This is a genomic window from Hydrogenobaculum sp. Y04AAS1 (assembly GCF_000020785.1).
In the GTDB taxonomy this organism is placed as follows: Bacteria; Aquificota; Aquificia; order Aquificales; family Aquificaceae; genus Hydrogenobaculum.
The window spans coordinates 455,409-470,385 of sequence record NC_011126.1 but is presented as its reverse complement, the minus strand read 5'-3'; the positions used below and the strand labels follow the sequence as shown (position 1 = coordinate 470,385).

Annotated in this window: 15 protein-coding genes; 7 read left to right on the top strand and 8 right to left on the bottom strand. The window is 33.7% G+C overall.

Going from position 1 to position 14,977, the window contains the following annotated elements:
- Positions 1–247: 247 nt before the first annotated feature.
- Genes HY04AAS1_RS02690 through HY04AAS1_RS02660 form a run of 7 tightly spaced genes read left to right on the top strand, consistent with a single transcriptional unit; the run spans position 248 to position 6,641 of the window.
- Positions 248–1,051, top strand: coding sequence for a hypothetical protein (locus tag HY04AAS1_RS02690; RefSeq protein ID WP_012513575.1), 804 nt, complete (start codon positions 248–250; stop codon positions 1,049–1,051).
- Entirely contained in the window at positions 1,041–1,802 is a 762-nt protein-coding gene (locus HY04AAS1_RS02685) for a hypothetical protein (RefSeq protein WP_012513574.1), read from the top strand. The genes HY04AAS1_RS02690 and HY04AAS1_RS02685 overlap by 11 nt, the downstream gene beginning before the upstream one ends.
- The gene (locus HY04AAS1_RS02680) at positions 1,786–2,097 is read left to right on the top strand and encodes a hypothetical protein (RefSeq protein ID WP_012513573.1); all 312 of its coding nucleotides are present in this window, start codon (positions 1,786–1,788) and stop codon (positions 2,095–2,097) included. Before HY04AAS1_RS02685 ends, HY04AAS1_RS02680 begins: the two co-directional genes overlap by 17 nt.
- Positions 2,087–4,048 (top strand): type II and III secretion system protein, encoded by a 1,962-nt coding sequence (locus tag HY04AAS1_RS02675; RefSeq protein WP_012513572.1) that lies wholly within the window; start codon positions 2,087–2,089, stop codon positions 4,046–4,048. Before HY04AAS1_RS02680 ends, HY04AAS1_RS02675 begins: the two co-directional genes overlap by 11 nt.
- Positions 4,045–4,863 (top strand): hypothetical protein, encoded by an 819-nt coding sequence (locus HY04AAS1_RS02670; RefSeq protein WP_012513571.1) that lies wholly within the window; start codon positions 4,045–4,047, stop codon positions 4,861–4,863. Before HY04AAS1_RS02675 ends, HY04AAS1_RS02670 begins: the two co-directional genes overlap by 4 nt.
- Positions 4,863–6,071, top strand: a complete 1,209-nt coding sequence (locus tag HY04AAS1_RS02665) for a type II secretion system F family protein (RefSeq protein WP_012513570.1) — start codon at positions 4,863–4,865, stop codon at positions 6,069–6,071. Before HY04AAS1_RS02670 ends, HY04AAS1_RS02665 begins: the two co-directional genes overlap by 1 nt.
- Positions 6,072–6,113: 42 nt before the next feature.
- Positions 6,114–6,641, top strand: coding sequence for a cytochrome b/b6 domain-containing protein (locus HY04AAS1_RS02660; RefSeq protein ID WP_012513569.1), 528 nt, complete (start codon positions 6,114–6,116; stop codon positions 6,639–6,641).
- Here the strand turns inward: HY04AAS1_RS02660 and HY04AAS1_RS02655 are convergent.
- The 8 genes from HY04AAS1_RS02655 to ftsH form a co-directional block, all read right to left on the bottom strand.
- Positions 6,634–8,004 carry an FAD-linked oxidase C-terminal domain-containing protein gene (locus tag HY04AAS1_RS02655; protein ID WP_012513568.1) on the bottom strand — a complete coding sequence of 457 codons (1,371 nt, stop codon included), beginning with the start codon at positions 8,002–8,004 and terminating at the stop codon, positions 6,634–6,636. The two genes, HY04AAS1_RS02660 and HY04AAS1_RS02655, sit on opposite strands and share 8 nt — an antisense overlap.
- Positions 8,005–8,058: 54 nt before the next feature.
- The gene (ahcY, locus tag HY04AAS1_RS02650) at positions 8,059–9,324 is read right to left on the bottom strand and encodes an adenosylhomocysteinase (protein ID WP_012513567.1); all 1,266 of its coding nucleotides are present in this window, start codon (positions 9,322–9,324) and stop codon (positions 8,059–8,061) included.
- Position 9,325: 1 nt separating this feature from the next.
- On the bottom strand, positions 9,326–9,814 hold the full coding sequence (locus tag HY04AAS1_RS02645) for a V4R domain-containing protein (RefSeq protein ID WP_012513566.1): 489 nt from the start codon (positions 9,812–9,814) through the stop codon (positions 9,326–9,328).
- 27 nt (positions 9,815–9,841) lie between these two features.
- Positions 9,842–11,104 (bottom strand): diaminopimelate decarboxylase, encoded by a 1,263-nt coding sequence (lysA, locus tag HY04AAS1_RS02640; protein ID WP_012513565.1) that lies wholly within the window; start codon positions 11,102–11,104, stop codon positions 9,842–9,844.
- The gene (gene acpS, locus HY04AAS1_RS02635; RefSeq protein ID WP_012513564.1) at positions 11,098–11,472 is read right to left on the bottom strand and encodes a holo-ACP synthase; all 375 of its coding nucleotides are present in this window, start codon (positions 11,470–11,472) and stop codon (positions 11,098–11,100) included. The genes lysA and acpS overlap by 7 nt, the downstream gene beginning before the upstream one ends.
- Complete coding sequence (locus tag HY04AAS1_RS02630) at positions 11,466–11,687, bottom strand: DUF2892 domain-containing protein (protein WP_012513563.1); 222 nt, start codon at positions 11,685–11,687, stop codon at positions 11,466–11,468. Before HY04AAS1_RS02630 ends, acpS begins: the two co-directional genes overlap by 7 nt.
- A gap of 11 nt (positions 11,688–11,698) precedes the next feature.
- A complete protein-coding gene (gene leuC, locus HY04AAS1_RS02625) occupies positions 11,699–12,973 on the bottom strand; it encodes a 3-isopropylmalate dehydratase large subunit (protein WP_012513562.1) in 1,275 nt (424 codons plus the stop codon).
- 68 nt (positions 12,974–13,041) lie between these two features.
- The gene (gene ftsH, locus HY04AAS1_RS02620; RefSeq protein WP_012513561.1) at positions 13,042–14,952 is read right to left on the bottom strand and encodes an ATP-dependent zinc metalloprotease FtsH; all 1,911 of its coding nucleotides are present in this window, start codon (positions 14,950–14,952) and stop codon (positions 13,042–13,044) included.
- Positions 14,953–14,977: the final 25 nt, after the last annotated feature.

Genomic DNA, 14,977 nt, shown 5'->3' with positions numbered 1-14,977 from the left:
TAATGTCCTCGAACAAGACCTTGAAATTGTGGGTAAATTATATAAGAGATCTAAATCCGCATATCATCGCTTCCCAGCATGGATATTTATATAGCAGTGATAACGTAAATAACTTGTTAGATTTCTTATGGGAATTAAAATGTGGTGTAGATATAGCTTGAGAAATTTTATCCTAAAGCATTGGATAAAAACAAGATTTTATGAGTACTTTTAAAGTTTTTAAAATAAAAGTCGATTTAGAGAATATATGATGAATGAACTCAAAGAAAAGATTTTAAACTGGTATAATTCCCTTACGGAAAGGGATAAAAGCATAGTTATTATCTTTATAGCTGTTCTATTGCCCGGGATATTTGTATATTTTTATTTTAAGCAAACAGCTGAAAGAGGCAAAATAGAACAAAAGATATCAAGCTTACCTTCTTTGGAACAACTGAAATTGCAAAGCATTACCCTAGAAAAACAGGTTCTTTACTATAAAAGCCAAATACCAAAGTTGCAAACGGAGCTTTTAAATCCCAACATAAATTATGCTTATGCCACTACACCAAATCAAATACCAATAGTTTTATCCTCTGCTATATCAAAAGCAGGAGGTTATATTACATCTATGGAAGAAGGTATACCAAAAGATGTTACAGTTGATAAAAACGGAAAAGAGGTCATAGCGTTAAAGCCTAAAATGAATAAGAAGAAACACAACAGGGTTGAACAAACTAAGGAGCTTTTTGATATTGAAATTTTACCAGTGAAATTAACAGTGGCCGTATCACAAAGCAATATAAACAACTTTTTATCTTCTTTGAATAAACCAAATCCAGCTTATCCGTTCTTATTTATTAATAGCATTAAATTTGGATTCGGCAAATCTCAATGCAGCAACAATATTTTCGAAGATAAAAGCTACTACATCGTAGATACAACAAATGTATATTCTCAATTTTTAGATACATCTAAACCAGTAATATTGTGTATGTCAGGCTATGTTGTTTCTAGTATTACAAGCAAAGAACACTTTAATGAAAAACAGGGAGTCAAAAATGCCAAATAAGAATAAACTTAAAAAGTTAAATGTCAACTTACTTAAAGACAGACTTTCCAACGAGAGTTCTTTTATTTTAAAGATTCCTACTCAAGCTATATTTTCTTTACTACATGTTAGTTTAGATGAAGAGAAGATAAAAAGTCCTAGTTTTATAATCTTGTCTTTATCCCTAATCACTACTATAATTTTTCTACTTATAGACACTTTTTTGTTTTTCTCTAACTTATCACTTAAACATGCTTACAATGAAAAATTACAAGCTATAAAACCCTATCAAAATAGATTGTCTATATTAAACAATCAAGTATTTTCTTTAAAAGCTAAATACGATAAATTAAACGAACTCGTTTCTAGCTTTAAAGATATAAATAATATCTTTGATAACTATTATAAGCAATATTCTTCTTTATATCATTTTGTAGATTTTGTTTTGGATAGTTTTACAGTTAAAGGTATATATCCATCTTACATAAGTATAAATACAAACCCTGTTAATATAAATCCAAATATTGTAAATATATCCATAGAAGCTAGCTCTTTTAAAAACAGTTCTCCATTTTCTTCTCTTAAATATATTAATGATTGCTACAATATCAATATAAATGGATTATGTGTTAGCTATATCCAAGAAAAAGATACGCTCAAAGTAAATAAATTTGGATTTGTATATTTTGATAAAAGTTTCAATTTAACTGCCAATTTAATATCTACTTTTCCCCAAGAGCAAGGAGGATTAAAAAATGAAAAAAAGAAATAATATTTTAGTTAGTATTGGCAAAGGTATTATAGTTTTGCTGTTCATTGGTTTAGGATTTATGAATATATCTTATTCTCAAAGTTTACCAAGTTCTATAAATGGTTATAATCTAAAAAATGCCGAAGGATACATAAGTGTAGAAAAAAATGGTGTTGTAAAACATTTTATAGTAGTATCCAATGGAAATGGCATAGGGCTTATTCCGGTAAAGGAAAATCCAGCAAAAGTTCTGAAAAGCGTAAAAAACATAGTCAGCAACATAAACAATCAAGGAGGAAATACCAATGAAAAATGAATTGAAGAACAGATTTAAACATAAACTTTTGGCTACACTATCGTTTTTTGCTTTTAACCTAATGATTATGAACAATTCTTACGCTGTAACTATAAGAAATATGAAATTTGAGAATGCTAATCTATCTGATGTAATTAAAACAATAGCAACCATAGATAATAAAAGCATTATATTTGGTCCAAAATTTAAGGATGAAAAAGTGAATATAAGTATTACAAAACCTATATCAGCAGATCAACTATTTCATGACATTATAAGAGAATATTGCTTAACTTATACTACAACAAATGGTATAGTAGTTATAAACTCTGGAAAATGTGAAGCGAGCACATCACCTAGTGGTTTGCCACCTTTGTCTTCCCTTTTAAAAAGTGGAAGTTTGGCTACTACACCAAGTTCTTTGCAAAGTGTTAATAGAGAGGAATTAGTAAACACTGAAACGATGATATTAAGAGGTATATCTGCTGAAGAAGCGTATTCACTAATTAAACCTATTAAAGGTATACTTAAGGTTTATAGAGCTGATGAACTTGGTGTAATAATAGTGAGTGGTTCTCCAAAGGCTATAAAGCAAGTAAATGGAAAGCTAAAACCATATTTTGCACAACCACCAAGACCTGGAGAAGCAATGATAAGTGTTCCGCTTTATGTTTACGAAATAAGCCCTGTTAACTTTGAAAAACTTATAACTCATTATCTTTCAAAAGACGCCGTTATAATACATGAAGAAGGTAACAAAATCATTTTAGAAGATTATCCACAAAACATTGAAAATATATTAGATTATTTTCCTCAATATGTGTCTCTTAAACCAAAATATGTTACAGAGGTTTTATTTATAAAAAAAGACTTGGAAAAAGCGTATAACTTAGCAGAGTCCTGTAAACTTAAAAAAGTAGCTAAAAGCAAAGAGTTTAAAGCCATAATACTAACTGGTAATCCAAGTAACGTTATATCTTGTGAAAAAGTGCTTTCAGCCTATGTCTCAAGCACTCCAAGACAAAACGTAATGAAATCTCAAACATTTTATATAAAATATATCACGCTTGATAAGTTTGAAAAACTTATAAAACCTTATCTTTCAGATAAAGCTATAGTGACACCTATAAATAAAATGAGCGCCGTAACGATAATAGATTACATTCAAAACCTTGAAGATATAAAGAAACATCTAAAAGAATATATATCCACCAAACCACTATATATACAGATAGACGTAAAAGCTGTTGAGATAAGCAAAGACTATCAGAAACAGTTAGGCTTAGGCATAGGCGGTGCTTATGCAGGCAGAGGCATTACAATTTTAAATACCAGCAATTTTAATCCAATAAGTCCATTGGCAAATGCTTTTAGTTTTACACCAGGTAGTAGTCCCATTGTTACAGCTACGCCTATAAACGCTCCTAACGGTTTGATGTCAGGCATATATTCAGAAGGTAAGTTTCATGTCCTGGGTTTTGAAATTCAGGCGTTAGAATCTATAAACAAAGCAAAAAGTGTCTTTAAAAGCACTTTGTTAGCCATGAATGATCAGCCGACGTCTTTAACCCAAGGCATTGAATATCCATTTACCACAATATCAACTCCAGGGCAAGCGGTGCCTACAGTCACATTACAAAATGTTCTTAACTCTATAAAGGTTACACCTCAAGTATTACCTAACGGCAAAATATTGCTAAATATAAATATTCAAAACATGTCTTTAGGTCCTTTAGCAGCCAATGGACAGCCTACTATAAATCAAAATAGTAACTCTCTATCTATAGTTTTATCTGACGGTGCAACTTTAGCGATAGGAGGGGTAGGCCTTAAAAATGAAAGCAATGGTTTACAAGGAATACCAGGATTAGACAAAGTCCCGATTATTGGTAATGTTGGTATGACAAAAAACGAGTCAAAAAATAACACAAATCTTTTTATATTCATAACTGCTAAGAGGGTTGAGAAATGAAGTTAAGTTTAGGTTTAAAACATAAAAAAGCTTATAGTATTTTTCTATCTAATACTTATTTTAGTTTAACACTTTTAAACAAGGATTCTTGTGAATTAATAACAAAGCATGAGAAAAGCCAAGATTCTTATACTATAATTGATGACATAAGATCAAATGCTTCATTATTTAAAAATATAGAATCAGGCGACGCTCATATAATTTTAGATGTAGGCCTTGGCATAGTTAAGACCAGGTTTTTACCAAAAGCTATAAAACAAAAAGATATTGAGAATGCTTTAAAGCTATCACTTGAAACCGATATTGGTCATAAATTAAACAAGCATTATTTAGCCTATGACATATTGTTGAAAACTGATGATGGGAATATATATTTAGTGGCTTATGCGGGAAAAGAAGATGTTATACTTGCTGAAAAATCTTTTAAAAAATATGGGTTAAACGTAAAAAGTGTATCTCATTTTGTGGTAGATTTTATAAACGCCTTGATAGAATTGAATGTAAATATACCTATAAATGCTATTTATATTAACAAAGATTATTATTTTTTATTAAAGCTAGGAGAAAGATTTATAGATTATAAAAAAGTGGATATAACTAATTTTAATGAACAAAGAGAAAGTATTTTGGAAGATATTAATAGTTCCGCACTTTTCTTAGGATTAGAAGACATAAAACTTGTGTATTCAAGCTTGTTTACAGAAGATCATGATTTTTACGACAGATTAAGAAAGCTTTTACATGTTGGAGAGGAGCTCTTTCCTCCTTACGATTTTGATTGTTATCTCTTACAGGTTAATAGGAGCATTTACTGATGCCTAAATTTCAATATGTAGCTTATACAAAAGATGGCAAAGTAGAAAAAGGCGTTATAGAAGCTCAAAATCAAGATGTGATAGCTCAAATATTGTCTTCCAAAGAACTTATTCCTGTATCTATAGAACTTGCCAAAGAGAGAACTCCTTCTTTTTCCTTTGGTAAGAAAGTAAAAGAAAAAGAATTATCTTTAGTGTTGCGACAGGTTGGGTTTTTAATTCAAGTAGGTATAAGTGTGCCGCAAGCTTTGGAAATGGCAGCAAAACAAATAGATAACAAATATTTTCAAGAAACACTTTTAGAAGTTGCTAAAGATGTTAGTGAAGGGGTTACTGTAGGCCAAGCGATGCAAAAGAAGAAAAACGTTTTTCCGCCACTTCTTATAAGTTTAGTAATGACAGGGGAAGAAACAGGACAACTTGACAGATCACTAATCTTAGCTTCAGAATATTATGAAAAATTAGCTAAGATAAAAGGTAAAATAAAAAGTGCTTCTTTTTATCCCTCTTTTGTCCTTATAATAGCCACCATTATAACAACGGGTATTATTTACTTTTTAGTACCAATATTTGCTAGTATATACAAAGGTTTTGGCGCATCGCTACCGCTTCCTACGTTAATGCTTTTAAAAGCTTCAAATTTTTTACATGAAAATATATTAAAGTTTATAATTATTTTAATTATTTTAGGTTTTGTTTTTAAACGCCTTTATCAAAATAATATGGAGTTTAAAAAACGAATAGAAAAAACGCTGTTAAAACTACCTGTTTTAGGCAATGTTTTCCATAAAATAATGATGAACTCCTTTGCTACATCGTTATCGTCTTTGTTTTCTAGTGGTGTATCTTTAGATAGATCTATGGAATTAATATCTCAGACTAGCACAATGCAAATAGTAAAAGAGGGGGTAGAAAAGGCTTCTAAATCTGTAAAAGAAGGAAAACCGCTATGGCTATCTTTAAAAGAGACAGGGCTATTTGATGATCTCTTTATATCTATGGTTAAAATAGGCGAAGACACTGGACGCCTTGATGATTTGTTACAAAGTATCGTAAGGTTTTACGAAGATGAAGTAGATAAAGCAATAGATGCCATGATATCTTTGATAGAGCCTACTATGATTGTAATAATAGGAGGCATAATAGGTGTTATATTAATAGCTCTATATATGCCAATATTTAAAATTGGTTCGTTGATAAAATCTTAACTATTTTATATTTTTTTCACAACTATATGGTATATTTTACGTATGCATAGGGATTGGTCAAATACTTATAAATTTTTACATTGGACTTTCGCCCCTTTAATAGCATTGCAGTTGTTGCTATCGCTTTTCATGAGCTCTAAGAAACCAGGGCTTCCATATTTGCTATATAACATTCATGTAACGATAGGTCCTATTCTAGCTGGTGTTATAATAGTTCTATGGATATATATATTAACGAATGCTTCTATAAAATCTCACTTTTTCCCGTATAATAGATGGGATGAAGTGGGTAATGATTTTAAAAACCTTATAAAGTTTAAACTAGCAGAAACTGGACCAAGACCTGGGCTCCCCGGTTTTGTTCATGGGCTTGGTTTAATAGACGTTAGCATAGTGCTTGTAGTGGGTGTTATAATGCACTTTCTTTTTCCATTTTCTTTAAAGGATCCATCTTTAAAACCAATCGTTCATTTTTTTATGGAAATTCATGATTTTTTTGGAAATTCAATGTGGGTTTATATGGTAGGTCATACGTTTATGGCGCTATTACATAGATTAGTTTCTAAATAACTTTACCTGGGTTAAATAAATTTTTTGGATCAAAACTTTGTTTTATAGCTTTTAAAAGCTCAATACCTACGTCTTTTAACTGCCATTCTAAAAATTTCTTTTTAGTAAGACCAACACCGTGTTCGCCAGTGATAGAACCCTGATAATTAAGAGCTAACTCAAACACTTCATCTACTGCCTTTTCTGCTCTTTCTAATTCATCTTTATTTAATTTATCGTAAAGTATGTTTACATGGAGATTACCGTCTCCTATATGTCCAAAATTTACTATAGTAAGGTTATATTTTTTTGCTATTTTGTTTATTTTTTGCAGAGCTTCAGATAGATATATCCGTGGGAAAACTATATCCTCGTTTATCTTACCAGATTTGATGTTAGCAAGGGCTGGACCTATATTTTTTCTTGCACTCCAAAGTTTTTGTTCGTGTTGAGGGTTTTGGGCTGGTATAACACCTGCTCCTAAAGACTTTAGTATGTTGGATACCTCCATTTTTTCTTTTTCTACACTTTCTTTTTGTCCGTCAAGCTCTATTAATAAGACTCCTTCGGCATCTTCTGGAATACCGGCTGGATAGAATTTTTGTACAGCTTGTATAGAATTTTTATCCATAAATTCCAATGCGCAAGGTAATATACCAGACGTTAATATTTTGGTTACAGATTTACCTATATTTTCTATGTTGTTGAATATCCCCATTATGGTTGATTTGTAAGGTGGTTTTGGTATCAATTTTAATATAGCTTTTGATACTATACCAAGTGTTCCTTCCGAACCAACTACAAGCCTCGTTAGATCATATCCTGCTACATCTTTTATAATGGGGTTTCCAGTTTTTAACAGCTTTCCTTCTTTTATATACATTTCTAGCCCTAGCACATATTCCCTTGTGACCCCATACTTCAAACACCTTGGACCACCGGCATTTTCTGCTATGTTGCCACCTATGGTAGAATATTTAAAGCTAGAAGGATCTGGTGGATAAAATAATCCTAGAGATTCCACGTAGTCTTGTAATTCCGATGTAATAACCCCTGGCTCCACGTAAGCTGTGGTATTGCCTACGTCTACATGAAATTTATTCATTTTTTCAAGGGATATAACCAAAGAACCGTCTACTACCGGTGTAGCACCGCCTGTCAAACCTGATCCTGCCCCTCTTGGTACCATGGGTATATCTTCTTCATAGCAAATTTTTACTATCATTTCTATATCTTCTGAAGATGTAGGAAAAGCAACAGCTATAGGCGTAGTATGTTCTATTGGAATGGCAGTAGCATCGTAAGAGTAGAGTTTTCTTTCTACTATAGAATCGTTAATTTTATCGCCCAAAGCATCTTTAAGTTTTTTTAATTTTTTTTCCATGTATTAGATAATAACTTAAATCTTAAGCAAGTCAAGGGTTTTAATCATTAGAGATTATGTGCCATGTTCCCAAGAGGACATATAAGCTATCTGTTCTGGTGTGAGTATGTCAATCTCTATGCCCATGGAATCAAGCTTTAGTTTAGCTACTTTTTGGTCTATGTCGTCTGGCACTTTATACACATCTTTTTCTAATTTGCTATGATTATTTAAAATAAATTCTGCTGATAGTGCTTGATTGGCAAAAGACATATCCATAACAGAAGCTGGATGACCTTCTGCTGCCGCTAAGTTTACAAGCCTTCCTTCTGCCAACACGTATATACGTTTTTTACCGCTTTTAGTATTGATAATATATTCTTTAACCATAGGCCTTCTTTCGTTTATTTCTAATGCAACGCTTTCTAAATATCTGACATCTATCTCTACGTCAAAATGTCCTGAGTTTGATACGATAGCTCCGTTTTTTATTACTTCAAAATGCTCTTGCCTTATCACTTTTGTATTTCCTGTTACGGTTACAAATATATCTCCCAATGGAGCTGCTTTTTCCATTGGCATAACCAAAAAACCATCCATCCTAGCTTCTAACGCTTTTAAAGGGTCTACTTCTGTAACTATAACATTAGCGCCCATGCCTCTTGCTCTCATAGCTACACCTTTACCGCACCAGCCGTAGCCTGCTACTACAAAAGTAGAACCTGCTATGAGACGATTTGTAGCTCTTAATATACCATCTAGCGTAGATTGTCCTGTGCCATATCTGTTATCAAACATATGCTTGGTAAGAGCATCATTTACTGCTATAACTGGAAATTTAAGAGCCTTATCTTTTGCCATAGCTTTTAGCCTTATAACACCTGTAGTTGTTTCTTCCATTGCTCCAAAAATCTTTTTGGTTAGCTCTTCGTATTCTTTGTGAGCAGTAGAAATCAAATCAGCTCCATCGTCTATCAATATATTTGGATTTTTATCTAGGATGCTTCTTAAATGCTTATAAAATGTATTGTTATCCTCGCCCTTTATTGCAAATACAGGTATGTCATAATCTTTTACCAATGAAGCGGCTACATCGTCTTGAGTTGAAAGCGGGTTTGAAGCACAAAGATATACGTTTGCTCCCCCTTCTTTTAATGTTATCATAAGATTTGCTGTTTCTGTAGTTACATGAAGACAAGCTCCTATGGTTATGCCGTGAAAAGGTTTTGTCTTAGCAAACTCTTCTCTTATAGATTTTAATACAGGCATATCAATACCAGCCCATTCAATTCTATCTTTTCCTTGCTTAGCCAAATTAATATCTTTTATATCGTAATTCAAATTATTTGGCCTCCTTTTTTATTTTGAAGGTGCATTTTTCATGTCCTTGAGCTTGACAAGATACCTCTACAACATTATATTTTGTCTGTAATAATTCTGTTAAAAAACCGCTGAAAAATCCAGCCATTGGTTCACAAACAGGTTTTTTGCTTTCTGGTATAGCTTCTACAAGTATAGAGCCCTCTACATATATCTCCATGTTTTCCACCGATGTTTCCATAAACGTTATTAGTCTTGATGATTCAGCTATTATAGTGAGTAAGTCTAAAGCTTCTGAAAGTTTATCTGTGGTTACTTCATACCGTTCTTTCAAAGTTATTGCACCCTTTTTCCCTCCAAGCTCCGCTGCCTTTTTAACAAAGGCACCTATGCCCAACTTGTTTAACTTAAAAAGCTCTTTATAACCATCTATAAGAGCTGATCTATGTATTAGAACGGACTCCCTTTCTATAGCTTCCGCTAGTATCCTTAGATTATCTCTAAATTCCATATCTTCACCCACCCTACTATTATAACATCATAAAAAAATAGCTTCATCGTAATCTATATAATCGTAAGTTTCCCTGCTTCTTATAAGCCTATATTTCCCATTTTCTATAAGCACTTCTGCCGCTCTTGGCCTTATATTATAATGGCTTGACATAGAAAATCCGTAAGCACCGGCGCTTAATACTGCAAGATAATCTCCTCTGTCTACTTTATGTATTTCTCTGTCTTGAGCTAAAAAGTCTCCAGTTTCACATATTGGTCCTACTATATCAGTTTTAATAAAATCTTCTTTATATTTGTTGTGAGTAGGGACTATATGGTGATAAGCCCCGTATATGGAGGGCCTTATAAGGTCATTCATGCCAGCATCTACTATTACAAAATGTTTATGACCTTTATCTTTTAAAAATTGCACTTCTGTTATCAAGATACCAGCGTTGCCTACCATCGATCTGCCGGGTTCTAAACAAAGCCTTGCTTTTATATCTTTAAAAGCCGGATACAAAGCTTCTTTTAAATCTTTAGGATGTGGTTCCTGCTCTTCGGGTTTATACTTTATACCTAAGCCTCCTCCCATATCTATATACTTAATATCAAACCCATCTTTTACAAGCTTGTCGTAAAGCTCTCTTACTTTCTCAGAAGCTTCTATATAGGGTGATACATCCAAAAGCTGGGAACCTATGTGACAGTGTATACCTATTACATTAAGGTGTTTTAGGCTTTTAGCATACTGATACTCTTTGTAAGCAGTTTTTATATCAACTCCAAATTTGCTTTTTTTCATACCAGTGGATATATAAGGATGGGTTTTAGGGTCTACGTCAGGATTTACTCTTATTGCTACGTTGGCTTTTTTCCCAAGATTTTTTGCTATATCGTTTAATATATCGAGTTCTATCGACGATTCTACGTTGAACATTTTAATCTCGGCTTCAACGGCAGCTTTTAACTCTTCCATAGTTTTACCAACACCTGCATAAACTATCTTAGAAGCCTCTATCCCGGCTTTTATAGCTTTTCTAAGCTCACCACCAGAAACTATGTCAGCCCCAAAACCCTCATCTTTTAAAAGCTTTATAATGCTTAAATTTCCATTTGCCTTCAAAGCGTAGTGAAAATCGGTATCTTTGAACGCCTCTTTGTAGGCTTTAGCTTTATCTTTTATGTAAGAAGCCGAATACACATAAAGAGGTGTCCCAAATTCTTTAGCCAGCTCTTCTAAATCCACATTTTCTAAAAATAACTTATCTTCTTTGTAATCTAAATACTTGTTGTAATCTTTTAGCATATTCTCTCCTCTTTTGTGATATAACAAACTGCTACAGAAAACTCCTTCTCATGAGATATGGATATAAAAGGTTTTAATTTTTGAGCTTTTAGAAAATCGTTTATATAGGCATCTTTAATCCTTAACTCCGGTATTCCGTTTTTAGATTTTACTACCTCAAAATCTCTAAAACTAAAACGTCTAATGGATAAAAATGAGAAAGCTTTTATAGAAGCTTCTTTTGCAGCAAATCTACCAGATAGACACTCAACGTTCATTTTGCATAAATTTATTTCGTACTCTGTATATACCCTATTTAAAAAATGATAACCAAACCTTTCTAGGGCTTTAGCTATCCTTATATTTTTTATAATATCTATACCTAACAATCCTCTTTTAACCCTAGATTTTTAAGCATTGTAATGGCTGGACACCAATTTGTAAAAGCAGATTGTATTTGATTTATAGCCATAAACAATATGAGAAGTTTCCAAAGAAATCCTACGTCAGAACCCAATATACCAAATAAGAAAACGAAAAGAAGTACACTACCCGATAACAATCTTAAGCCTTGATTAACTGTTAGGCTTTTAAGAAAATCCATATTTACCTCCTTTATACTAATACTTCAGAAGCTACTTCTTCAGGATGAGCGATTCTACCTAAAACAGCACTCGCAGCAACTACAGCCGGGTTTGCCAAATAAGCTTCGCTTTGTGGATGGCCCATGCGACCAGGAAAGTTCCTATTGGAAGTAGATATGCATCTTTCTCCTTTGGCGAGTATTCCCATATGCCCGCCCAAACAAGGACCGCATGTTGATGTGCTGACGGCACACCCCGCTTCTATAAATATATCTACCAAACCTTCATGGAGGGCTTGCAAGTATACATTTTTTGAAGCTGGTATGACAACGCATCTCGTGTAAGGATGAACCTTCTTACCCTTTAATATGCTTGCTGCTATTCTTAAATCTTCAATACGACCATTTGTACAAGAACCTATAAAAGCTTGATCTATAGTTATGTGGGTAGATTCAGAGACTGGATGTACATTTGAGGGTAAATAAGGCCATGCCACCATAGGTTCTATAGAAGAAGCATCCCACTCGTATACTTCTACATAATGTGCATCTTTATCGCTTTGATATATCTTGTAAGGTTTTTTTGCTCTTTTTTCTACATATTCTATAGTTTTTTCGTCCGGAGATATGATACCACTCTTTCCGCCAGCCTCTATCGCCATATTTGCTATGGTTAGTCTTTGTGATACGTCCAAGCTTCTTATGGCTTCTCCATCAAACTCCATAGCTCTATAAAGCGCACCATCAACACCTATTTGACCTATCGTATAAAGTATCAAATCTTTACCACTAACCCACTTATTAAGTTTTCCGTAAAATATAAATTTCATCGATTCTGGCACTTTTAACCATATCTCGCCAGTGGCCATAGCGTAGGCTAAGTCTGTGCTTCCTACACCTGTAGAAAAAGCTCCAATACCTCCGTAAGTACAAGTATGAGAGTCAGCTCCTACTACCAAATCACCTGGTACAACTATTCCGTTTTCTGGCAACAATGTATGCTCTATACCTTCGCCTTCCCCAAAAAACCATTTTATATTGTGTTTTTTAGCAAAATCTCTTACTATTTTAGCTTGTTCTGCAGATTTTATATCTTTCGCTGGAACAAAATGAGATAGGACAAGCGCAATTTTATCCTTGTCAAATACTTTTTCTATGCCGTATTTTTCTAAAGTTTTTATGGATAAAGGAGCAGTGACATCGTTGGCCATTGCCAAATCTATTTTGGCAGTAACAAGCTCTCCAGGAAACACTTCCTTTTTCCCAGCATGATCTGCAATTATTTTTTCAGTAATAGTATGTCCCATATAATCACCTCTTAAAATCTAGCTAACTATTTTACAATATGAGAAATTTATTGTCAACAGTGGCTTTCTCATACGTTAACAACATTTTTATCAATTTTAGGCTCTACATTATTTTCTTTTTTCTCCAAAGATTCCTCTTGTTTACAAGCATTTTTTACCTCAACGCCATGTAAACTAAGTATCTCCACAAATTCTTTACAATCTATGGTTTCTTTTTCTATTAGCCTTTTTACCACACTGCTTAAAGCTTCTTTGTTCTCGGCTATAACTCTTTTTGTTTCTTCGTAAGCAGATGCTAGGAGTTTTTGCACTTCTTTGTCTATCTCTTTTAGAAGATCTGGGCTTCCTTCCGTGACTGTAGAACCCCCAAGGAAAGGATTGATATTTCTTCTTACAGATATTGGTCCTACATTCTCGCTCATTCCCCAAGTAGCCACTATACGGTAAGCTAAATCGGTAGCCCTTTGTAGGTCATTTTCTGCTCCTGTAGTTATACCATCCTTACCGTAAAACACTTCCTCCGCACATCTTCCACCCATAAGTATATGTATTCTTGAAAGAAGATCTGCTTTATCGTAAATATGCTTATCGTCTATTGGAAGCTGAGTAGTCACTCCCAAAGCCATACCTCTTGGTATAATTGAAACTTTGTGAAGAGGATCTGCGTCTGGCATCATAAGCCCCATTAAAGCGTGTCCTGCTTCATGAACAGCTATTTTTTCTTTTTCTTTTGGCGATATGGCCATACCTCTTCTTTCCAACCCCATCATAACTCTATCTATAGCTTCTTCCAAATCCTCCATATGTATAAGATCTTTTCTTTTTCTAGCTGCCAAAAGCGCTGCTTCGTTTAATATGTTCTCAAGGTCAGCTCCTGTAAATCCGGGCGTTGCTCTTGCTATAAGCTCTAAATCTACATCCTTTGCAAGCGGTTTATTTTTAGCGTGTACTTTTAATATCTCGTATCTTCCTTTTACATCTGGCTTTGGAATAAATATTTGTCTATCAAACCTTCCTGGTCTTAGAAGAGCTGGATCTAAAATATCTGGTCTATTTGTAGCTGCTATTATGAGTATACCTTCAGAAGTGTCAAAACCATCCATTTCTACCAGAAGCTGGTTTAATGTTTGTTCTCTTTCGTCGTTACCACCTAGGTTGATAGCCCCTCTGCTTCTTCCTACCGCATCAATCTCATCTATAAATACTATACAAGGGGCATTTTTACGAGCTGTTTCAAACGTATCTCTCATTCTAGCGGCACCTACACCTACAAACATCTCAACAAAATCTGATCCAGATACCGATATGAAAGGTACGTGTGCTTCTCCTGCAAGAGCCTTAGCTAAAAGTGTCTTTCCAACGCCTGGTTCTCCATAAAACAGTATTCCCTTTGGAGGTCTACCACCTAATTTTCTAAATCTTGCCGGGTCTTTTAAATATTCTATAACTTCAGCCACTTCTTCTTTAACTTCATCCATACCAGCTACATTGTCTAGCTTTACGTTTGGTTTTTCTTCTATATACACTTTCGCTTTAGATTTTCCAAAAGAGAACGCTCTTGTGGGTCCACCGTTTCCCATTTGTCTCATCATTAAAATCCAAATACCAGCAAACAAAAGTACCGGAAACCAAGATATTAGCATTGATACAAGCCAGTTTCCACTGGAGGATATATCTCCTCCGCTAGATGGTGAAGCTTTTACCTTTACTCCATCTTTTATCATTTCATCTATAATAGATGTATAACCTTTTGGAATATAGGTTTCTACTTTCTGGCCGTCTTTGGTATAAGCTATTATCTTGTCGCCTTTGATATCAGCCTCACCTATTTTGTTTTGTTTTACCATGTCAACCAATGTTGTTAAAGACATAGGGGTTGCACTTGGTGAGGATGAACCTTTTTCCTCAAACAAGTTAAAAGCTACTATCATAAAACCTATAATTAAAAACCAAATAAGTATATTCTTAGCTGTCTGCAAAACACTTACCTCCAAAATGAAGTGA